Genomic DNA, 20,402 nt, shown 5'->3' with positions numbered 1-20,402 from the left:
TCCGGTCATTGCTATTTTATATAACAATAACCGGAGAGGGAGAATCTGATGTCCGTTCGCCTGTGGAATGCCGTGCTGGCGGCAAGCGTTGCCCTGGCCCCCTTGGCCGCCTCGGCGCAGACCGCCCCTGCAGGCCCCTCCCCCGCCGTCATCTCGATGCGCGAGCAGTGGCTCAACCCGGCGGTCAACAGCTTCACCTTCCGCGAGACCAACAAGGTCTTCGAAAGCCGCGATGTGCCGCGCTCAGGCCCGGTTGCGCCGCTGGCCGCAGGCGCGGCGCTGACCATGCCCGCACACAGCACCGGCAGCATGACCATGGGTTACGATGGCTGGGCTGACCGCACCTTCACCAACGCCCTGCTGGTGCTGAAGGACGGCAAGGTCGTCTTCGAGGACTATCGCAACAAGTCGGACGCGGCGACGCACTTCGTCTCGTTCTCGATGGCCAAGACCATCACCGCGCTGCTCGTCGGCATCGCGCTCAGCGAACACAAGATCCGCTCGCTCGATGACAAGGCGGGTGACTATGTTCCCGAACTCAAGAGCGGCGGCTACGGCGATGCCACGATCCGCCAAATCCTCCAGATGCGTTCGGGCGTGGACTACGAGGAACGCTATGATTTCGGCGTGAACCCCAGCCTTGCTGCGACGATCCACACCAAGGCGATCGTGCGCAATGAAATGCGCTTTGCCGATCCGGCCGTGACGATCGGCAAGAAAACCGCACCCGGCAGCACCTTCAACTACGCCACGCTTGATACTGCGGTGCTGGGGTGGATTCTGGAGCGCGCGACGGGCGAGAAGCTGGAAGCCTTCACTGCCAGCCGCCTGTGGGGCCCGCTGGGCGCTGAATCGGGCGCGTTCTGGATGGCCGATGGCCCGCCGGGCAATGGCCGCGCGCTCAATGGCATGGGCTACAACGCGGTGCTGCGCGATTTTGCCCGGCTCGGCCAGATGATGCTCGATGGCGGGAAGGCAAATGGGCAGCAGGTGATCCCAGCCGGCTGGGTCAAGGAAATGACCACGATGATCCCCTTCCCCGCCGCCTATGGCCGCAAGGCCGAGTTCGAGGGCTATGGCTACCAGACCTGGCAGGTGGACAAGGAGCCCGGCGCCTACAGCGCGGTCGGCCTCGCGGGACAGTTTATCTATGTCCACCCCACCACGCGCACGGTGATCGTGAAGCTGAGCTACAACCCGCCGGTGGAGCCGGAATGGCTGACGGGCGAAGTGCTGGACTACTTCCACGCCATCGCGCGCACGCCGACAAAACCATGATCAAGCCCGATCTCGACTTCGTCTACGAAGCGACCGGCGATCTCGAACCGCCGGTCGCCATCGGCACGACGTATGACGGCACGCGGCGGATCATCCCCATTGTGGGCGGCGGGCGCGTCGAAGGCCCGCGCATCAAGGGCAAGCTGATCGGGAACGCGGCCGATTGGCAGCTGACCCGGCCCGATGGCGTGACCGTGGCCGACGCGATCTACGCGCTCGAAACCGATGACGGCGTGGTGATCCAGATCCGCAATCGCGGCCTGCGCCACGGCCCGCCCGAAGTGATGGCGCGGCTGGCGGCGGGGGAGGACGTGGACCCTGCCGCTTACTACTTCCGCACTGTGCCTGAATTCATCGCGCCCGAGGGGCCATACGATTGGATGAACCGCTCCATTTTCATCTGCTCGGGCGCGCGCTATCCCCTTGGCATCAAGCTCTGGGTGTGGCGCGTCCTGTGATCGCGCGGCCCGGCGAACCAAGGACACCGTCATGGCCCGTGCCGACCGCCTCGAACGCCTCGACCGCCGCCGCGAAGGGCTGGAGGAAGACTACCGCGAGGCGCTGATCGCCGCGCTCAAGGAAACCGCTGCGGGCAACTGGGGCCTGTTCGATCACCGGCAGGACCGCCACGACCGCGCCCGCGCGGCACCGGCTGTGGCAGAACTGGAAGAACTGGCCGAAGAGATCGCAGACTTGCGCGAGCAGCTCATGATCGATGAACCCTTCGCGCTGCACCAGCAATTCCTTGCCGCGCGCGGCCCGGTGCGCGCGCAGGCGGTGGGCGAACCCAAGCAGGCGCGGGCGTGGCTGGAACGGCTCATGGCCGAAGGTGAACAGCCCTAGCCGCGCGCGCGCTCGGCGGGTATGGCACCCGCGAACCCGGTAGCAAAGGCAAGTGCATGGCCCGCAAGCATTCCAAAGGCGGATGGCGAGACGATGAGGACGAAGCCGCCGAGGCTCCGCCCCCGCCGCCCTGCTGGCTCTGCGGCCGCCCCTGCGGCTCGACCATCGTATTGCATCACCCCGTGCCCAAAAGCCGCGGCGGGCGCGATACCGTGCCGATGCACGCGATTTGCCAGAACACGCTGATCACGAACTTCACCAACTCCGAACTGCAACGCGCCGGGATGGATGTCGATCAGCTGCTGGCGAACCCGTCCGTGCGCAAGTTCGTCGATTGGGTGGCAAACAAGGATCCCGATTTCAACGCGAGCATCGCGAAGAAGGGGCGGTGAGAGGCAGGCTTACCCTTCATCTGCGAAGAAATCTTCGTCGAGGCGCCGAACCTCGATCACTCGACTGGCACGTACCCCGACACCGAACTCGACCATCAATTCAGTAAGCCGTGAACCGTCGATCAAAATCACCCGCTGTTGCAAGGCCCTCGCGTAGTCCAATGCTTGTTTGCTGAAGGTCGAAGTCGTGACGAAAACACCTTTGTTCGCACCGAGGCCTACAAGACTTCCGACAAATCCCTGAACCTCTGGACGGCCAACCACCGAACCGGCTCCATAGCGTTTTGCCTGAACGTAAATTCGATCAAGACCAAGCCGGTCTTCATCAATGATGCCATCGATCCCGCCATCGCCAGATTTACCCAACTTGCGGGCAGCATCTTCGTGGGAACCACCGTAGCCCATTGCCACCAGCAAATCGACAATCAGCCGCTCGAAGAATGATGGTGACTGCTCAAGGACCCGGGTCAGGAGATCGATCTTCAAGGTCGTATTAAGCAGTGCGTAGGCCGCATCAATCTGCTCTTCTGGCGTCGCCTCTGATGCCGATGAAGCAACCAGCACTTCAATGTCATCGGAGTTTTTTCCAGACTTGGCAAATTGGCTGTAGTAATCACTGAATAGAGGAATCTGCTTCAGGGTGTCGAGATCGATCCTCGTGGGTTTCTGATCGAGAAGGCCCCGTCCAGCAGCAGATGCGACGAACACTCCGCGCTTCGGACTTTCGATCAGCCCAGCCTTGGTCAGATAGAACTTTGCCCAATGCACCCGATTGTGAAAGAGCCGCTGTTTGCCGCTTGGCAGCATCTCCTCACGCTCTTCTTCAGTGAGGCCAAGTCGGTCTGCAATCATCTCCGCGGCTGCCGGCACTCGGATTTGTCCCTCTGCGGCAGCAGTGAGCACAGGAAGCATCAATGATTGGTAGTCAGGTATAGCCATGGCTTAAGACTTAGCAAAGCCCAAGCCTACAGCAACCGCGCAATCGTAAGCACCTACCCCTCAGCCCTTCCCAGCAGCCCCTGCTCGTCGCGCTCCGCACGCAGAGCGATGACCAGCATCAGCACCGCAATCGGCACCGCCACCCACTGGATGCTCAGCATCGCGAAGCGCAAATCACCCGTGGCGTCAGAGAGCAGGCCCACCACATAAGGCCCGATGCCGAGCCCGAGGATCGTCATCACCAGCAGGTAGAGGCTTGAGGTCAGCCCACGCATCCGGGGCAGCACTTGCTCGTACATGATCGCGTAGAGCGGCGGCATCCAGCCGGTGAGGATGAAGCTGTAGGGCAGGAAGCGCCAGAAGAAGGTCTCGGCATCGGGCGCGGTATAGACCCACAGCGACATCAGCGGCGAAGCGATCATCGCAAACGCCGCCACGCCTGCGCGGCCCGAACCCGGCCAGCGCTTTTGCAGCCGATCGGACAGCGGCCCCCACAAGAGCGGCCCGATGATCCCCATCCCTGCCGAGAGAAAGCCGAATTTCAGCGCCGTTTCGCCCAGCGAGAGGTGATAGGTGCGGATCAGGAACGTGGGGTTGAAGGCCATCATCCCGTAGTTGATCACCGATTGCAGCATGCCGACCGCCATGCACAGGATCACCGTGGGCGATCCCCGGATCACCCGGCTGGCCTGCGGGTCACTGAGGCTCACGCTCTGCACCAGATTGACGATCACGATAAGGCCGAAGCCGATCACCGCCCATTGCAGCGCATGGGGATTGATGGCCACGCTGCCGAACACCAGCGGCGGGCGCGGCGAAAGCCCGGTGGTCAGCACGATGAGCGCCATCATTACCGCGGCAATCACGCCGATAGCCACAAGGTTGCGTGCGATCATCGCCGCCCCGGCATGCCGCGCACGCATCACCAGCAGGTGAAAGCCCGGCATTACCGCGCCCAGCATTTCAAGGCTGGCGGCAAAGGGCCGCGGATCGGGCGGCGTGGCAATACCATCCATCACCCCGCGCTCCGGCTCGGGCAGCATCCACAGGAACGCGGCCAGCACGAAGCCCGGCGCAGCCGCCACCAGAAACGCGAACTGCCAGCCGCGCAGCGCCGCGCCGGGATGCGCCGTATCCCACCAGTTTGCTGCCAACCCGCCCAGGATCAGCGAACCGCCCAGTCCCAGCGCAATCGCCGAGGCCATGACCGCCATCGCAAACCCGCGCTTCGGCCGGGGCCAATAATCATAGAGCAGCGATGTGCCCGCCGGAGACGTCGCCGCCTCGCCGATGCCCACCCCCAGCCGCGAAAGCGCAAGCATGGCAAAGCTCGTCGTCAGCCCCGCGAGGCCCGTCGCGGCCGACCAGAACAGCAGGCTGATCGCCAGCAGCCGCGTGCGCACCCAGCCATCGGCCAGCCGCCCCACCGGCAGCGAGAACAGCGCGTAGAACAGCGCGAACACGGTGCCGTAAAGCAGCCCCATCTCGGCATCGCCGACGCCGAGGTCTTTCTTGATCGCGGGCGCGAGGATCGCGAGGATCTGCCGGTCGAGCAGGCTCATCGCCTGCGTCAGCGCCAGCAGCACCAGCGCATAGCGCCCGCCCTTGGCAACGACCGTGGGAAGCGACGGCGCGCCGGCTTCGCTCACAGCTTGAACCAGCGCTCGGCGTTGGTCTGGAAGAACTTCTTCTTGGTCTCGGGGCTCATGTCCATCGCATCCATCGCGCGCACTTCGTCCGCCACATACTGATAGGGATAGTCCATCGCGTAAAGCACCCGGTCCTCGCCCACCACCTGCTGGCAGAACTTGATCGCCGGTTCCCACGCCATGCCCGAATTGGTGATCAGCACGTTGGAGCGCATGTATTCGGCAATGGTCTTCTTCAGCGGCTTCATCCGCTCATAGCGCTGCGAGCGCACGCCCGCCTGGTGCATGTAGTCCAGCCGGTAGAGCCAGTAGGGCAGCGCCTCGCCCATATGGCCGACCATGATCTGCAGGTCCGGGTACTTGTCGAAGATGCCGATGGTGATGAGGCGCAGGAGGTGCATCCCCGTCTCCACCCCGAAACCGAAGATCGCGCCATCGAGCCCTGCATCGAGCATCGGGCCGATCATGCTGTCGGGCGGCGTGGCGGGATGGATATAGAGCGGCTGGCCAACATCCACCAAAGCCCGGAAGATCGGATCGAACTTCGGATCGTCGAGATACTCGCCTTGCGTGTGGCTGTTGATCTGGATGCCCTTGAAGCCCAGTTCGCTCGCCCCGCGCCGGATCTCGGCGGCGGACCATTCCGGATCCTGCGGTGCCACGGTGCCGAGGCCGATGAAGCGGTCCGGATACTTTTCGCAGGCCGCCGCGAGGGTGTCGTTCGCGCGGCGCGCAATGCCTTTGGCCTCGTCTGCATCGAGCATCGGCTGCACGCCGGGCGAAGTCAGCGCCAAGATTGCCTTGTCGATCCCGGTGGCATCCATATCGGCAATGCGCCGTTCGCCAAGGTCCAGCAGCCGGTCCATGATTTGCGTGGCGCGCTCGGAAGGACTGGTGGCGTAGAAGCCCCAGAGCGAGACCATGCCCTTGTCCGCCGTGCCATCGCGGATCATGCGCAGGAACACATCGACCTGCTCGCGCGTGGCGAAGGCTTCTTCGGTCGCGATGCGCAAATAGCCCTGCGCGCCGCCGGTCTTGAGTTCGGTCATGTCGCTTTCCTATCCTTCGTGGACCGCCTTGGTCACCATGCACGCCAGCACGCCTTCCGGCCCGTCCTCCGCGCCGTGGCCCGACCAGCGCACGCCGCCGAAGGGCGAATCGGCGCCCGCGATCATGTTGGTGTTGATGCCGACCATGCCCGCCTCGATTTCACGCGCCAGACGCTGCTGGCGCTTGCCGTCCGTGGTCCAAGCAAAGGCGGCGAGGCCATAGGGCAGCCGGTTCGCCTCCGCGATCATCGCTTCCTCGCCCGCATAGGCGTTGATCAACGCGACGGGGCCGAACGGCTCCTCGTTCATCACAGCCGCATCGGGCGGAATGTCCGACAGCACCGAGGGCGCATAGAAGAACCCGGCATTGCCAATCCCTTCGCCCTTTGGCCGCTCGCCGCCCGTATGCAGCTTCGCGCCGCGCTGCACGGCATCGCCGATCAGCCGGTCCATCGCCTCAGGCCGCCGCGGATTGGCCATAGGCCCCATCCGCGTCGCCTCATCCAGACCATTGCCCACGGTGATGGCCTTGGCCCGCTGCGCAAAGGCATTGCGGAACTGGTCGTAGACGCTTTCCTCGACGATAAACCGCGTCGGGCTGACGCAGACTTGCCCGGCGTTGCGGTACTTCTGCGTGACGACCGTATCGAGTACGCGCTCCAGATCCGCATCGCCGAACACCAGCACCGGGCCGTGTCCGCCCAGTTCCATCGTCGTGCGCTTCATGTCCTCGGCGGCGAGCTTGGCAAGGTGCTTGCCCACCACCGTCGAGCCGGTGAAGCTCAGCTTGCGGATGATCGGGCTGCCCAGCAAGTGGCGGCTCACTTCATCGGGCACGCCGAACACCGCCTGCGCCACCTCGGACGGCAGGCCCGCATCGAGCAGGCATTGCAGCACGCCGAGCGCCGAGGCCGGGGTTTCCTCCGCAGCCTTGAGGATCACCGAACAGCCCGCCGCGATCGGCGCGCCGAGCTTGCGCCCCGGATTGCCGAGCGGGAAGTTCCACGGCGCAAACGCCGCCACCGGACCGACTGGCTCGTGCGTCACGGTGGAGCGCATGCCTTCCGGGCGCACCAGCGTGCGGCCATAGATGCGGAACACCTCGCCCGCGTAGAACTGGAACAGCCCCACGTTCATCATGACTTCGATGCGGGTTTCCGCCAGCGTCTTGCCCTGCTCCAGCGTGGCAATCCGGGCGAGATCTTCCTGCCGCTCCAGCATCAGCCGCGCTGCGCCATTGAGCACGGCGGCGCGCTGATGCGGGGTAGACTTGCGCCACAGCTTGAACCCGCGCTGCGCCGTCTCCAACGCGCGATCGAGATCGGCGGGCTCGGCCAGCGGCAGTTCGCCGATGGTCTCGCCCGTGGCCGGATTGACCACCGCATGGGTGCGGCGGCCACCGCCGGAGATGCGTTCCCCGGCGATGATCATGTGCAGCGAAGGATATGTCATGGAATGATCAGCCTTTGGCCTTGGCGTTTTCACGGTCGATATCACCCTGCCACCGCTGCGCCACGATTTCCTGGCCCGTCACCGGGTGCTTCATGTGGAACGCGTTGAGCTTGTGCGTGGGCCACAGCCAGTGATCCTTGATCAGCTCGTCCGGCCCGGTCGGGTCGGTGGGGTAGGTGACCTTGGGGAACGGCACGTATTCGTGCGGGGTATGCGCCCAGCCGTGCTCGAAATCGGCATGCCAGATCGGCATGTAATTGAGGATGTGCATCCGCCACACCCCGTCCACCTTCTTGTAGGTGTTCTCGTAAATGCCGCCTTCCCACCACTGGCGGGCCTTGAGGTGCGGCGCATCGCCTTCATAGTCCTTGTGGCGGCCGGCCTGCATCATCGAACGCGCGCGGCCGAAGGCGATTTCGCCGCAGGGCTGCACGTTGATGATGTCCTGCAATTGCGGATGATCGAGCAGGAAGCCATCGATCGGGCCGTTGTTGCCATAAGTGAAGCGCTTCTGGAACCGCTCCACATAAAGCCGCCGCACGCCTTCCTGGCCCTTCCACACGCCGCCGAAGAAGCGCACTTCGCCGTCCGGCGTGAACAGATCGACCGTCTCGTTGTAGAGGCACTTGTCGATCAGATAGCCATAGAGGTGCTGCAGCTTGCGGATATCAAGCTCATCCTCGCGCACCGTGAGGCGGCGCTCCATTTCGGCGAGCTTGCCTTCCAGCGCGGAAATGCGGTCTTCAGACATCGGACGTCTCCCAATTAGTTCGTATACCTAACAATCATCACTCGGCGCGGTGCTGTCAACGCCGTTCAGGTCAGAGCCCGGCAGCCTCCAGCCGCTCCACTTCCTCGCGGTAGGGTTTTATCGCGCGGATCATCAGGAACGTGGCGAGCGGCAGCAGCGTGCAGGCCGTGATCAGCAGGGCCTTCCACAGCTGCGTCGGATCACCGATGATCACGTCCTGCACCCGGCCCACCACGAAGCTGCCCATCGCGCCGAAGAACGTGAACATGAACAGATAGAACGCCGTCACCTGCCCGCGCATGTCGTTGGGGGCCACGCGCTGCACCGCGGCGTTTTGCGGCACTGCGCCCGCTAGCCCGAACATGCCCGAAAAGCCGAACAGGATCATCGAGCCCCAGGCTGTCGGCATCAGGATCGCGGCAATCGAACTGACCGTGGTGCCCGCAAAGCAGATGGCGGCGGCGCGCACATTGGCGTCCTTGTGCCGCTTCGCCAGCCATTCCACCAGGACGCTGCCGAGCAGCAGGCCTGAAAGCGAACCTGCCAGCACCGTGATCCCCAACGCCGCGCCGATCTGCTGCTCGTTCCAGCCAAACGTGCGGATCATGAACGGCACGCGCCAGAACTGGAGACCGAACACCTCGACCGCGCTCAAGGCCAGCGCACCGAACAGCGGATAGTATACGCGCGGCTTGGCGTTGATCGCCCGCAGGGCATCGAGGCCCATGAAGGTCAGGATCTTGCGGCCCAGCCCGGCGCCTTGCGGCACTTTGGGCGCATCGGCAGCAGGGGCCAGCCGCACCGGTTCCTGCACGGTCAGAAACAGCAGGCCCACCAGCAGGCCGGGCAGACCCATGAACATCAGGATCCACTGCCAGCCGCGAATGGTCAGCGGGCCGAGCTGCGCGGGCTCCCAGTTGGCGGTCATCACCACCAGCGCCCCGCCGATCAGCGGTCCAAGCGTGGTCCCGCCGATGAAGCCGAACTGCAGCAGCGCAAACGCGCGGGTGAGCTTCTTGGGCGGGAACGCATCGGCCAGCAGCGAGTAGGACGAAGGCGCATGGGCCGAACCGCCCGCCGCCAGAAACACCCGGCTGCCGACGAACTGCACGAAAGTCTGCGCGAAGCCGCCCAGCGAAATGATCACGCCCACCACCGCCGCGCCGCCCGCCAGCACATATTTGCGCGGGTAGATATCCGCCAGCCGCGCCAGCGGAATGCCCACGAACAGATAGCAGATGATGCTCGCCGGCCCGGCCAGAAAGCCCAGCTGCGAATCGGTGAGGCCGAAATCGTGCTTGATCCGCTCGGCCAGCATACCGAAGGTCACCGCATCGAAGAACGTGAGGAACGTGGCCAGCACGATCACCGTGAGCGCCCAGTAGGCCGCGCCGGTGGAGGGCCATTCGCGCTCTGCGCCGCGGCTCTCCGCCGCCGCCGGATCGGCCACAACCGTGGGACCTGCCATGCCTTCTCCTCTCACCCGCTGGCCGCTACGCAGGAACCGCGCAGCCTTTTTCGTTCGGAATAATTGTTAGTCTTGCATACAATCTCGCTGTGGTGAATAGAAAAGGCAACCTAACAATCGGTGGAGTCAGAAAAGGCTCCCCACGCCCTCAGGAGAGCGATGATGCAGAACCTCCCCGGCAAGACAGCCTTCATCACCGGCGGTGCCAGCGGCATCGGCCTCGGCATCGCCAAGGCGCTGCTGGGCGCGGGCATGAACGTGGCCATCGCCGATATCCGCGACGATCACCTTGCCGCCGCCGAAGCCGAGCTGGCGGGCGGCGACAGGGTCTTGCCGCTCAAGCTCGACGTGACCGACCGCGCCGCCTTTGCCGCTGCGGCTGACGCGACGGAAGCGAAGTTCGGCAAGATCCACGTGCTGTGCAACAACGCCGGTGTCGCGGTTGTCGGGCCCACTGACCTCGCCACCTTCGCCGATTGGGACTGGGTGATGGGCGTGAACGTGGGCGGCACGATCAACGGCATCGTGACGATCCTGCCGCGCATTCTGGCCCACGGCGAAGGCGGGCATATCGTCAATACCGCTTCGATGTCGGCGCTCGTGCCCGTCGGCGGCACCACGATTTATTCCGCTGGCAAGGCTGCCGTCACTTCGATGATGGAATGCATGCGCCCCGAACTCGAATCGCGCGGCGTGATCTGCTCTGCCTTCTGCCCCGGCGCGGTGCAATCGAACATTGCGGACGCCGGCAAGACCCGCCCCGCCGACCTTGCCGAAACCGGTTATGCCGAAGCCGACAAGCGCCGCGCTTCGGGCGGCAACTTCATGCACCTTTACCAGACCAAGGAAGAAGTCGGCCAGCGCGTGCTGGAGGGCATCCTGAACGACGAGCTCTACATCCTCACCCACAGCGAATTCCTGGGCGGCGTGCGCGAGCGCGGCGAGGCGACCACGGCAGCCGTGCAGACGCACCTCCCTGAAAACGACGAATACAAGCAGACGTTCGCGATGCTGTTCCGCAATCCGGCGATCACTGCCGAGATCGCCCGGCAGGATTCGCTGAAGGCTGCCCGTGCAGAAGGAACCGCAGCATGAAGGACTTTGCAGGCCGCACCGCTTTCGTCACCGGCGGCGCCAATGGCGTCGGCATCGGGCTCGTCCGCCAGCTTTTGAACGAAGGCTGCAAGGTCGCCATCGCCGATATCCGGCAGGACTCGATCGATCAGGCGCTCAAGTCGCTCGACAACCGCGAGGTCATGGGCGTCCAGCTCGATGTAGCCAGCCGCGACGGCTTCAAGGCCGCGGCAGATGAAGTCGAGGCCAAGTTCGGCCCGGTTTCGATCCTGTGCAACAACGCCGGGGTCAACCTGTTCCAGCCGATCGAGGAAAGCTCGTTCGACGATTGGGACTGGCTCTTGGGCGTCAACCTCCACGGCGTGATCAACGGGGTGATGACCTTCGTCCCGCGCATGGTCGAGCGCATCAAGGCGGGCGAGCAGAAAGGCGGCCACGTCGTCAACACCGCGTCGATGGCCGCGTTCCTCGCAGCAGGCACGCCGGGCATCTACAACACCACCAAGTTCGCCGTGCGCGGCCTTTCCGAATCGCTGCACTATTCGCTGCTGCAATATGAAATCGGCGTCTCGGTGCTCTGCCCCGGCCTCGTGAAGAGCTACATCTACGCCAGCGATGATATCCGCCCGGATGAACTGAAAGGCGCGATGAAGCCGGTCAATTCGGAAGCGGTCGAGCGCCTTGCGGGCATCCACGAATTCGGCATGGAGCCAGACGTGATCGGCGCGCGGGTGATCGAAGCGATGAAGGCGAACCGCCTGCACATCTTCAGCCATCCGGACCACAAGGAAGAGATGCGCGAGATCTTCGACGAGATCATCGCGGAGTATCAGGACTACCCGAAGGACCCCGGCCACGACCAGCGCGTGGCGTTCGAGAAGTTCCGCCGCGATGCGTTTGCGGAGGCTAGGCGGAAGTCGCGGGACGCCAAGTTCTGAGTGTCACCTCTTCCCCGTCACCCCGTGCTTGACACGGGGTTAGGCTGTTCTTCCGGCGCAGCTCCCGAAGGAAAAGCCAAGGCCCGTGTCAAGCACGGGCCGACGGGTTCACCAGTTGGCCCGAGATCTAAGCACAGCCCACCAGGATCGCCAGGGTCTGCTCGGGCTGATCGCCCATCACGTTGTGGCTGGCCTTGGACTCGTGGTATTCCCAGCCCTTCTCGCTCGTCACGCGCTTCACGAACTTGCGGAACGGGGTCGGCTCCCACGCATTGGCGAACACGTAGATGCGGCGGCCAACCTTGGCCTCCTCACCGGTGAACTTCACCGCTTCGAGCAGGGTCAGCAACGGATGTCGGCTCAGCACCGGGTTTTCCAGCCCCGGCAGCGGTGCGACGGCGCCCGGCGTGAACTTCTGGCTGTCGATGTAGTGATGGTGCTCGAAATCGCCGGTGAGATCCCAGAGCGACTGGCCGTCCTGCGGCAGGAACGCATCGATGTAGACGAGCGCCGTGATCCGCGCGCCCAGCCGCGTCGCCACGCCGGTCACGATCATCCCGCCATAGGAATGGCCGACGAGCACGAACTTGTCGTAGCCAGCTGAGGTGATCTGGTTGCAGACATCATCGATATGCGTCGTCAGCGTGATGCCGGGATGGAACTCGCCCTTGCGCGTGCCGAGCCCCGTCAACTGCGCCAGCACCACGCGGTGCCCTGCCGCGCGCAATTCGGCTGCCACCCGGTCATAGCCGAAGCTGCCGCCCCAGGCGCCATGGACGAGGACGTAGTCCGTCACAGGCCATGCTTCGCGTTGTAGGCGTGGACCCATTCCAGCGTCTTCACCATCCCGCCGAACGGATAGAAGTGCAGCCGCACGCGGCCATGCTGCGGGCCGAGGCCCTTGGCGAAAGCGTCGACCAGCTTGTCCGGCCCGGCGCTGCCGAGCAGGTTGGTCACCGAAATCCCGTACTTCTTCAGCACTGAAGTCGAAGCGCCAACACCGCAGCGCGCAGCGAACGCCAGCAGGCGCTTGATGCCCGCCGGACCCGGCACCCCGATCCGCACCGGCGCATCGATGCCCAGCGCGCGCAGCTTCAGCAGCCATGCCAAAAACGCATCGGGATCAAACCCGAACTGCGTCACGATCAAGGGCGCCATACCGCGTGCCTCAATCTCCGTCACCTTCTTCACCAGCACATCCCAGCATTGCTGCTCGGTCATGTTGGGGTGCCCGTCCGGATGCCCACCGATGCCGATGGCCTTGATCCCGCTGCGCTCGAACGCACCCGTGGCGATCAGCGCGGAGGTATCAAAATACGGACCGACCGGCTCGGGCGGATCGCCCGCAACGATGAAGGCCCGGCTCACCCCCGCCTGCCCGACCACGGCCTTGAGATAACCTTCGAAGTCATCTTCCGAGGTGATCCGCCGCGCCGAAAAGTGCGGCATCGGCTCGAACCCCAGTTCGCGCACCGCGACTGTCGCCTTCACCCGCGCGGCAACATCCTCGCCGGGCAGGAAGGTGACGGCAATCGGCGTATCGGCGGGGATCAGGTGCGCAGCATCGCGCAGCGAAGCCTCGTCCTTGGCGGTCATTTCAAGGCTGAAACCGTCGGTAATCCCGAGCGGCGGCTTGTCCCAGTTGGGATGGATCAGCGGCGTGGCCATAAGCTGCGTTCCTCAAATCACGCGAACCTGCCCCTCCCCCGGTCGGGGGAGGTTGGGTGGGGGTGCGCAGCGCTTGCAGGAAAGGTCGAACCCCCTCCCCCGACCCCTCCCCTCCGGGAGGGGGGCCAAGAGCCCGCTTGCTGAGTTTAGCGCCCGGTGCGCCAGCCTTCGGCGTAGTTCTCACGCGCCACGCGGCTGTAGGGCACCGAGGAGACGATCGCGCGCACTTCGATCTGCTTGTGCGGCTCAACCGTGGTCTTGCGGCTGCCGCCATCAGGCTCACCCCAAACGACGCGCACTTCGGTGCCGACCGGGATTTCCGGATCAACGGTGGCAAGCGAAAGCGCCTGCTTCTCGTTGTAGGAATAGCCGGTGAACATCGAGAGGCCGACCGTCTTGCCGCCTGCATCGACCACGCGGTCGTAGTTCGACGAGGCATAGTTCGCCAGCGGCACGTCGAAGAACTTGTACTGGTCGCCGTCCGGGTTGAACAGCGAAGCAGTGATCTTCGCCATATCCTCCGGGTTCCACGCCAGCGTTACCTTCTTGCGCTGCGCGGCGGGGTCGAGCTTCTCCAGTGCCTCGCGGCCATGGAAATCGTGGTCGAACTTGACGAACGGGCCGTAACCCAGCTCCCACGGGTTGAGGTAGTAGTCCTCGATGCTCTCACCCACGAACGAGCCGCCGATCGAACCGGTCGCCTCATAGCTGTCAGCGCCCAGCCACTCGCGGAAGCCCTTGAGCTTCTCGCCGGTGTAGATCGCGGGCAGCGGCGAGGGGATCCAGCCGCTCTCCAGCGTGTTCGAAGGATAAGCGCGGCTGCCGCAAGCGATCAGGCCGAATTCCTTGCCCGCTTCCAGAATGGCGGCGCGGATTTCTTCCTGCTCGGCATAGGGGCCCCAGATTTCGAGGCCCGGCGCGCCCGACATGCCGTGGCGCAGCGTGCGCACGGTCTTGCCGGCAATGTTCATCGTGCTCATGTTGAAGAACTTGAGCTGCTCCAGCGGCCCGCCGTGAAGCTTCTCGATCACGTTCCACGCCTGCGGACCCTGGATCTGGAAGCGCCATTCCTTGCGGGTGACGGGCTTGCCCATCGGGCGCATCGGCGAACGGTCATCCAGCTCGATCTCGACATCGTAGCCGCCCGTCGCGCCATGATAGCGCAGCCAGTTCGAAGCGGGTGCACGGCCTACGTAGGTGAAGCTTTCCTCTTCTTCCCAGAAGATGATGCCATCGCCGATCACATGGCCATAAGGCGTGGTGGGCACATACTGCTTGGCCTTGTTGACCGACCAACCCTTCGAGCTGTTGATCATCGTGTCCGACAGCAGCTTCGCCGCGTCCTTGCCGCGAATGTAGAGGTTCACCATGTGGTGCGACTGGTCGAACAGCACCGCCGAGTGCTGCCAGGCCCACTGCTCGGAGCGCCAGTTGGAAAATTCCGGCGCAACCACCGGGTAGACATAGGCACCCAGCTGCGAGTTGCGCAGCATTTCAACGATATTGGATTGGCCCTGAAGGACCTGTTCGAGGTTGGCTGCCACTGTTTCTCTCCCGATCAAAAAAATGGCTGGTTGAAATTTGTATGCAACACATACAATATCACGACAGATTCGCAATGCCAAATTGTGCAAGGCCCATGCGGCCCCCAAGCACGGCTGGCAGCCAACGCCCGCGCGCTCTATGGGGCCTGCGGCGCACAAACGAGTGAATGGGGAGAGATTGAATGACTGCACCAGTGATCCTGACGCTTTCGTGCGAGGACAAGCCCGGAATTGTCGCCCGGGTGACCGGCAACCTCTATGAGGCCGGGGCCAACATTCTCGAAGCGCAGCAGTTCGACGATACCGAAAGCGGCAGCTTCTTCATGCGCGTCGTGCTCGATCCGGGCTCGGGCGATCAGGAAACGCTGCGCAGCGCGTTTGCGCCAGTGGCCGAGCAGTTCGGCATGGAATGGACGATGCGCGATAGCTCGAAAAAGCGCCGCACCGTGCTCATGGTCAGCAAGTTCGATCACTGCCTCGGCGATCTGCTTTATCGCACGCGCATTGGCGAGCTGCCGATGGAGATCGTGGCGATCATCGGCAACCACCCCAAGGAAGCGCTCAACATCACGCTGCTGGGCGATGTGCCCTATCACCACCTGCCGATCACCAAGGACACCAAACCGCAGCAGGAAGCGCAGGTGAAGCAGATCGTTACCGAAACCGGCGCAGAGCTCGTCGTGCTCGCGCGCTACATGCAGATCCTCTCGGACGACATGGCCTCGTTCCTCAACGGGCGCTGCATCAACATCCACCACTCGTTCCTGCCGAGCTTCAAGGGCGCGAAGCCCTATCACCAGGCCCACGCGCGCGGCGTGAAGATGATCGGCGCGACCGGCCACTACGTCACGACCGATCTCGATGAAGGCCCGATCATCCACCAGGACGTCACGACCGTGACTCACGCCGACACGCCCGAAGACCTCGTCCGCAAGGGCCGCGACGTGGAGCGCCGCGTGCTTGCCGAAGCGGTGCGCCTCCATCTGGAAGACCGCGCACTGCTCAACGGCACCAAGACGGTGGTGTTCCGGAGCTGATTGCAAGGCTGGCGGCGGCATGTGATGCTGCCGCCAGCACGCCGCCAAGGAAATATCGGACGGGAGAGAACAATGCAGGTCAACTGGCTCGATCACGTCAACGTGATCACCGACAAGCTCGATGAAACCGCCGAGTTCTACAAGGCGCTGCTGAACCTCGAACGCCGCAACGCGCCCCCGCCGCTGACGCCAGAGACCGCGCAGTGGATGTATGATGCGGGCGGCAAGGCCATCGTCCACATCAACTCGGTCGATTGCCCCCGCGCCTTCGACCGCCACGTCGAACCCGGCGCGCTGACGGGCGCGGTGCACCACGTCGCGCTGAATTGCTCGGGCTATGACGAGTTGATGACGCGCGTGGAATCGCTCGGCACGCCCTTCCAGCGCAACACCGTGGATGCCATCGGCCTGCGCCAGATCTTCGTCAGCGATCCCAACAACGTGCTGCTGGAACTCAATTTCTTCGGGGATTGAGAGCAAGCACTACCACATCAGACAACGCACCCCGGACCTGATCCGGGGTAACGAGGCGGCGGCACCTACTCCGGCCGCTCCCCCGCCATCGTCGTGCGGTACATCTCGCGCCGGAACCCATCATAATCATTCGGCGCCAGATGCAGCGCCGCGCGGTTGTCCCACATCGCGATCATGCCCGGCTCCCACCACAGGCGGCAATTGAAGCCAGCCTGCGTGATATGCCGCGTCAGGAAATCGAGCAGTGGGCGGCTCTCCGCCTGGGTCATCCCCTCGATACCCACGGCATAGACTTCATCCACATAAAGCGAGGGCAGCCCGGTGAAGGGATGCATGCGCACGAGCGGATGGAAATTGCCCTGCACCGCCGCCGTGCGCCGGTCTTCGCTGGCAAAGGCCATCGGCTTGCCGGTAATCCGCTCCTGTGTCGCCATGTTCGCCTCGGCCGACATATGCACTTTCAGCGGGCGCAGCATGGCCTGCATCGCGGGGCTGAGCATCCGCCACGCCAGCTGCGTATCGGCCCAGACGGTATCCCCGCCATAGGGCGGCACTTCCACCGCGCGCAGGATCGTGACGGAAGGCGGCTCATCCAGAAACGGCGAATCGGTGTGCCAGCCGCTGCCGAACAGCGCCTTGGTCCGCGTGTCCGCTTCCTTGATCAACGGGTGGACATTGCGGTGCCCCGCGACCCCTTGTGTATAGGCATCGACCGCAAACGGCCCGAACCGCGCGCTGAATGCCTCGTGCTCGGCATGGGTGAGGTTCTGCCCGCGCAGGAACACCATCTTGTGCCGCCACAGCGCATCGCGGATTTCCGCGAAGGCCGCGTCCGTCAGGCTCTCGCCCAGATGCACGCCCGTAATCTCCGCCCCCATCGCGGCGGTCAGCGGATGCGCGGTGATATGGGCATAGCGGCGCGCCGCGTTGTCGAAATCGCCTTGCGGGCTGAGCCTTACCTCACGCACGGCGATGCCCCATCATGCCGGAATTGCCGCTTCCAGCGCATCGGCCAGTTCCACCGGGCGCGAGAGGTAGGGGCTGTGATCGGCGTCCAGCGTCACCACCCGCGCGCCGGGGCTCATCGCCTGCATCCGCCGCTGGCTGCTGATCGGAATCGTGCGGTCCTCGGTGCATTCGACATAGGTGCGCGGGCGCGAGCCCCAGCGCTCCGCCGTCAGCACCAGCGGCTCCGCCCGCGGTCCATGCGGCTCCGCCACAAGGCGCGGCAGCACGCCAGCCACCAGTTCCGGCGGCGAAAGCTGCGCGAAGACCGGCCCGGCGCGCGCCGGATCGACCACCGTCGCCACCCCGCCATGCACCTTGCTGATGATCGCGTCGAAATCGGGATTGGGCGCTTCCATGGTCTTGAACTCGGCGCGCGAACTGCCCGAAGGCAGCATCATCGCGCAGATATAAACGAGCGAATCCATCGCCGCAGGATCGCGCTCTGCCGCTGTGCTGACCACCAACCCACCGCGCGAATGGCCTGCCAGCACGACCGGCGCACCGCCCAGCTCAGCCTTCAGATCGCGGCAATGCTGCGCAGCAAATTCACCCCATTCGCCAAGGGTTATCGCTGCCATTTCCTCCGCCGTGCCGCCCATCGCGGGCAGCGTCGGCGCGACCACGGTATGCCCGCGCGCGCGCAGCAATGCTGCAACCGGATCAAAGCACCAGCCGCCATGCCACGACCCATGAATGAGGACGAAACCCGCCATCAGCGTACATGCCCCGACCAGGTACGCAGGCCCGGCGCGGTGCGATCTTCGCTCTTCAGCGCCGCCGCCGTGCCCGGCCGCGCGGTAACGCGGTCGCGCCATTCAACCAGACGCGGCGCGCGCTTGGCGATCTCCATTTCTGGGAACATACGCTCCACCATCATCCCGCAGTGCGAATAGAAATTGATGTCCGCCAGCGTGTAGGTCGCACCAGCCAGCCACGGCGTTTCGGCCAGCTGCTTCTCCACCTTGTCCACCGCGTATTCGATCTTGGCCGTGGCATTCGCCAGATCGCCTTCCGAAAAGCCTGAACGCGCCGTCGCCCATTTCTTGCGCTGGTCGGGCAGCGGAATGCTCTCGAGCAGCTTCTCGAACTCGCCGCTTTCGATGTTGCGCGCGATCACGCCCACCATGCGGTGCCAGCCGTGCATCGAGACGAAGTTCATCACGTGTTCGTCGACGAACTTGTTCCAGTAGCGCATCCGCGCCGCGCCGACTGCATCGCGCGGCCGCAGCGGGCCATCGGCGGGCTGCGCATCGGGAAACACGTCCTCCAGATATTCGTTGATCACCGTGGTGTGCGTGATCACCGTGCCGTCATGATCGAGCACGGGCACCTGCCCCTCGGGATTGATCGCGGTGAACCACGGCTGGTGCTGCTCAAACTTGTGCAAATCGACGTAGATGCTCTCGTAATCCAGCCCCTTCTCCTTGAGCGGGGCCATGGATTTGAGCGAATTGGCCAGCGGTTCGGCGTGATAGTATTTGAGCGTCATGGGTTCAGACTCGCATGGTTCCCAGCATCCCGCCATCCACCGCCCAGGCTTGCGCGGTAACATGGCTGGCCGCATCAGACAGAAGGAAGGCGGCGACTTCGGCCACTTCGGCTGCCGATCCGGTGCGGCCTTGCGGCACGGCCTTGGCCATTTGCGAGGCAGCTTCGGGCGGCAATCCATCCAGCATCGGCGTCTCGATCAGGCCGGGCAGAATGCAATTGCAGCGCACGCCAAACTCCGCTGCCTCGTTCGCCACTGCACGCGCAAGGCCGAGCACCGCGTGCTTGCTGGCGACATAGCCCGCGTTCATCGGCAAACCGCGCTCGCTGGCAAGGCTGCCGGTGACAAGGATCGCGCCCGATCCGCGCGTCTTCATCGCAGGCAGCACATGCTGGATCGCCCAGAACACCGCGCGCACGTTGACCGTCATCACCGCATCGAACGCTTCGTCGGTGTAGCTCTCGATGGGCGCGAACATGCCGCCGATCCCGGCATTGAGGAACAGGCCGTCAATCGCGCCATTGGCCGCCACCGCCTGATCGAGCGCTGCAAATAGTCCCACCTTGTCTGCCACATCGGCGGCCGCAAAGGCCGTGGCCCCGCCCAATTCGCGCGCAGCTTCCGCCAGCAAATCCGCCCGCCGCGCAATCAGCGTGACGCGCGCCCCGGCTGCCACGCAACATGTAGCAGCCGCGCGGCCAATGCCGGTGGATGCGCCCGTGATGACGATATGCTTTCCGGAAAGATCGGTCATGCGATGAACTCTGCCCAAGCGCGCCAGTCAGGTTTATCCGGCGAATCCGGCACCCATTGCTGGGCCATCAGCGCCCGCGCTTCAGCTTCGGCCATGCCCTGATGATCGCGGTGCAACCGGTAGAAGAATGCTGAGACCCGCCAGTTCATGATGCAGTGGACATGAACCGGCTTCGGCCCTTGCTCCACCGCAGCACGAAACGCCGCAAAATGTGCCTCCTCCGGCGCATCGAACGGCACGGGAATATGCGTGTAAGCAATGCCTGCCGCTGCAAACTTGCCTGCCTCGTCCGCCAGCGCTTCGGGATGGCTATCGAGCGCCAGATTGACGACCTGCTTCACGCCCAGCGCAGCAAGCCTTGCAACATCGGCTTCCTCGATCCGCCCCGAAGTGGTGACCTCGCCGCCCAGCCGCTGCCAGCCCCGGATATCGGCCGGATCGCCCGTCATGTGCGGTCAGCCCAGCCCGAGCAGGCGCACGGCGTTGTCCTTCATGATGCCGGGCAGCACTTCGTCGCGGAAGCCGACCTTCAGCGCCGCATCGATCCACTTTTGCGGGTGGATCAGCGGAAAATCGCTGCCGAACAGCATCTTGT

At 64.2% G+C, this 20,402-nt stretch carries 23 protein-coding genes; 8 read left to right on the top strand and 15 right to left on the bottom strand.

Translation table 11 applies throughout. From position 1 onward, the window contains the following. Positions 1–48 precede the first annotated feature (48 nt). From CFE35_RS20165 to CFE35_RS20150, 4 genes are read left to right on the top strand one after another with little or no spacing between them, the layout of a single operon-like run. Positions 49–1,278 carry a serine hydrolase gene (locus tag CFE35_RS20165; RefSeq protein ID WP_292933386.1) on the top strand — a complete coding sequence of 410 codons (1,230 nt, stop codon included), beginning with the start codon at positions 49–51 and terminating at the stop codon, positions 1,276–1,278. Then, positions 1,275–1,736, top strand: coding sequence for a DUF3237 domain-containing protein (locus CFE35_RS20160; RefSeq protein WP_292933384.1), 462 nt, complete (start codon positions 1,275–1,277; stop codon positions 1,734–1,736). Before CFE35_RS20165 ends, CFE35_RS20160 begins: the two co-directional genes overlap by 4 nt. Positions 1,737–1,767: 31 nt before the next feature. Then, complete coding sequence (locus CFE35_RS20155) at positions 1,768–2,121, top strand: hypothetical protein (protein WP_292933383.1); 354 nt, start codon at positions 1,768–1,770, stop codon at positions 2,119–2,121. A 56-nt stretch (positions 2,122–2,177) separates the two neighbouring features. Next, on the top strand, positions 2,178–2,513 hold the full coding sequence (locus tag CFE35_RS20150; RefSeq protein ID WP_292933381.1) for a hypothetical protein: 336 nt from the start codon (positions 2,178–2,180) through the stop codon (positions 2,511–2,513). A 9-nt stretch (positions 2,514–2,522) separates the two neighbouring features. On the opposite strand, the gene CFE35_RS20145 is transcribed toward CFE35_RS20150, so the two are convergent. The 6 genes from CFE35_RS20145 to CFE35_RS20120 all read right to left on the bottom strand — a co-directional run bounded on the left by CFE35_RS20145 (position 2,523) and on the right by CFE35_RS20120 (position 9,821). After that, complete coding sequence (locus tag CFE35_RS20145) at positions 2,523–3,452, bottom strand: restriction endonuclease (RefSeq protein WP_292933379.1); 930 nt, start codon at positions 3,450–3,452, stop codon at positions 2,523–2,525. A 53-nt stretch (positions 3,453–3,505) separates the two neighbouring features. Further along, positions 3,506–5,101, bottom strand: a complete 1,596-nt coding sequence (locus CFE35_RS20140; protein ID WP_292933377.1) for an MFS transporter — start codon at positions 5,099–5,101, stop codon at positions 3,506–3,508. Continuing rightward, on the bottom strand, positions 5,098–6,150 hold the full coding sequence (locus tag CFE35_RS20135; RefSeq protein WP_292933375.1) for an amidohydrolase family protein: 1,053 nt from the start codon (positions 6,148–6,150) through the stop codon (positions 5,098–5,100). The genes CFE35_RS20140 and CFE35_RS20135 overlap by 4 nt, the downstream gene beginning before the upstream one ends. Before the next feature lie 9 nt (positions 6,151–6,159). Further along, a complete protein-coding gene (locus tag CFE35_RS20130) occupies positions 6,160–7,602 on the bottom strand; it encodes an NAD-dependent succinate-semialdehyde dehydrogenase (RefSeq protein ID WP_292933373.1) in 1,443 nt (480 codons plus the stop codon). Positions 7,603–7,609: 7 nt separating this feature from the next. Then, positions 7,610–8,353, bottom strand: coding sequence for a nuclear transport factor 2 family protein (locus tag CFE35_RS20125; RefSeq protein WP_292933371.1), 744 nt, complete (start codon positions 8,351–8,353; stop codon positions 7,610–7,612). A gap of 70 nt (positions 8,354–8,423) precedes the next feature. Beyond that, on the bottom strand, positions 8,424–9,821 hold the full coding sequence (locus tag CFE35_RS20120; RefSeq protein ID WP_292933370.1) for an MFS transporter: 1,398 nt from the start codon (positions 9,819–9,821) through the stop codon (positions 8,424–8,426). 162 nt (positions 9,822–9,983) lie between these two features. On the opposite strand from CFE35_RS20120, the gene CFE35_RS20115 reads away from it, so the two are divergent. Both CFE35_RS20115 and CFE35_RS20110 read left to right on the top strand, forming a co-directional pair. Then, positions 9,984–10,916: an SDR family NAD(P)-dependent oxidoreductase gene (locus CFE35_RS20115; protein WP_292933368.1), complete on the top strand. Its 933-nt coding sequence runs from the start codon at positions 9,984–9,986 to the stop codon at positions 10,914–10,916. Next, positions 10,913–11,833 carry an SDR family NAD(P)-dependent oxidoreductase gene (locus CFE35_RS20110; protein ID WP_292933366.1) on the top strand — a complete coding sequence of 307 codons (921 nt, stop codon included), beginning with the start codon at positions 10,913–10,915 and terminating at the stop codon, positions 11,831–11,833. Before CFE35_RS20115 ends, CFE35_RS20110 begins: the two co-directional genes overlap by 4 nt. 127 nt (positions 11,834–11,960) lie before the next feature. Here CFE35_RS20110 and CFE35_RS20105 read toward each other — a convergent pair whose 3' ends face one another. The 3 genes from CFE35_RS20105 to CFE35_RS20095 form a co-directional block, all read right to left on the bottom strand. Next, a complete protein-coding gene (locus CFE35_RS20105) occupies positions 11,961–12,629 on the bottom strand; it encodes an alpha/beta hydrolase (protein ID WP_292933364.1) in 669 nt (222 codons plus the stop codon). Next, entirely contained in the window at positions 12,626–13,501 is an 876-nt protein-coding gene (locus tag CFE35_RS20100) for a methylenetetrahydrofolate reductase (protein WP_292933363.1), read from the bottom strand. Before CFE35_RS20100 ends, CFE35_RS20105 begins: the two co-directional genes overlap by 4 nt. A 146-nt stretch (positions 13,502–13,647) precedes the next feature. Beyond that, entirely contained in the window at positions 13,648–14,994 is a 1,347-nt protein-coding gene (locus CFE35_RS20095; protein WP_292933489.1) for an aminomethyl transferase family protein, read from the bottom strand. A gap of 233 nt (positions 14,995–15,227) precedes the next feature. Between CFE35_RS20095 and purU the strand changes: the two genes are divergently transcribed. Then, positions 15,228–16,082: a formyltetrahydrofolate deformylase gene (purU, locus tag CFE35_RS20090; protein WP_292933362.1), complete on the top strand. Its 855-nt coding sequence runs from the start codon at positions 15,228–15,230 to the stop codon at positions 16,080–16,082. Positions 16,083–16,154: 72 nt separating this feature from the next. Beyond that, positions 16,155–16,556 carry a VOC family protein gene (locus CFE35_RS20085; protein WP_292933361.1) on the top strand — a complete coding sequence of 134 codons (402 nt, stop codon included), beginning with the start codon at positions 16,155–16,157 and terminating at the stop codon, positions 16,554–16,556. Positions 16,557–16,621: 65 nt separating this feature from the next. Here the strand turns inward: CFE35_RS20085 and CFE35_RS20080 are convergent, their stop codons facing one another. From CFE35_RS20080 to CFE35_RS20055, 6 genes are read right to left on the bottom strand one after another with little or no spacing between them, the layout of a single operon-like run. Continuing rightward, entirely contained in the window at positions 16,622–17,524 is a 903-nt protein-coding gene (locus tag CFE35_RS20080) for a TauD/TfdA family dioxygenase (RefSeq protein WP_292933359.1), read from the bottom strand. A gap of 12 nt (positions 17,525–17,536) precedes the next feature. Then, the gene (locus tag CFE35_RS20075) at positions 17,537–18,277 is read right to left on the bottom strand and encodes an alpha/beta hydrolase (RefSeq protein ID WP_292933357.1); all 741 of its coding nucleotides are present in this window, start codon (positions 18,275–18,277) and stop codon (positions 17,537–17,539) included. Continuing rightward, a complete protein-coding gene (locus CFE35_RS20070; protein ID WP_292933355.1) occupies positions 18,277–19,053 on the bottom strand; it encodes a glutathione S-transferase family protein in 777 nt (258 codons plus the stop codon). The genes CFE35_RS20075 and CFE35_RS20070 overlap by 1 nt, the downstream gene beginning before the upstream one ends. Before the next feature lie 4 nt (positions 19,054–19,057). Continuing rightward, the gene (locus CFE35_RS20065; protein WP_292933354.1) at positions 19,058–19,807 is read right to left on the bottom strand and encodes an SDR family NAD(P)-dependent oxidoreductase; all 750 of its coding nucleotides are present in this window, start codon (positions 19,805–19,807) and stop codon (positions 19,058–19,060) included. After that, a complete protein-coding gene (locus CFE35_RS20060) occupies positions 19,804–20,256 on the bottom strand; it encodes a protein tyrosine phosphatase family protein (protein ID WP_292933353.1) in 453 nt (150 codons plus the stop codon). The genes CFE35_RS20065 and CFE35_RS20060 overlap by 4 nt, the downstream gene beginning before the upstream one ends. Positions 20,257–20,262: 6 nt before the next feature. Next, positions 20,263–20,397, bottom strand: coding sequence for an amidohydrolase family protein (locus tag CFE35_RS20055; RefSeq protein WP_292933487.1), 135 nt, complete (start codon positions 20,395–20,397; stop codon positions 20,263–20,265). Positions 20,398–20,402 lie beyond the last annotated feature (5 nt).

This window comes from Novosphingobium sp. PASSN1, assembly GCF_002278815.1.
The sequence above is the reverse complement of the archived record's forward strand: the minus strand, read 5'-3'. Positions and strand labels throughout refer to the sequence as shown.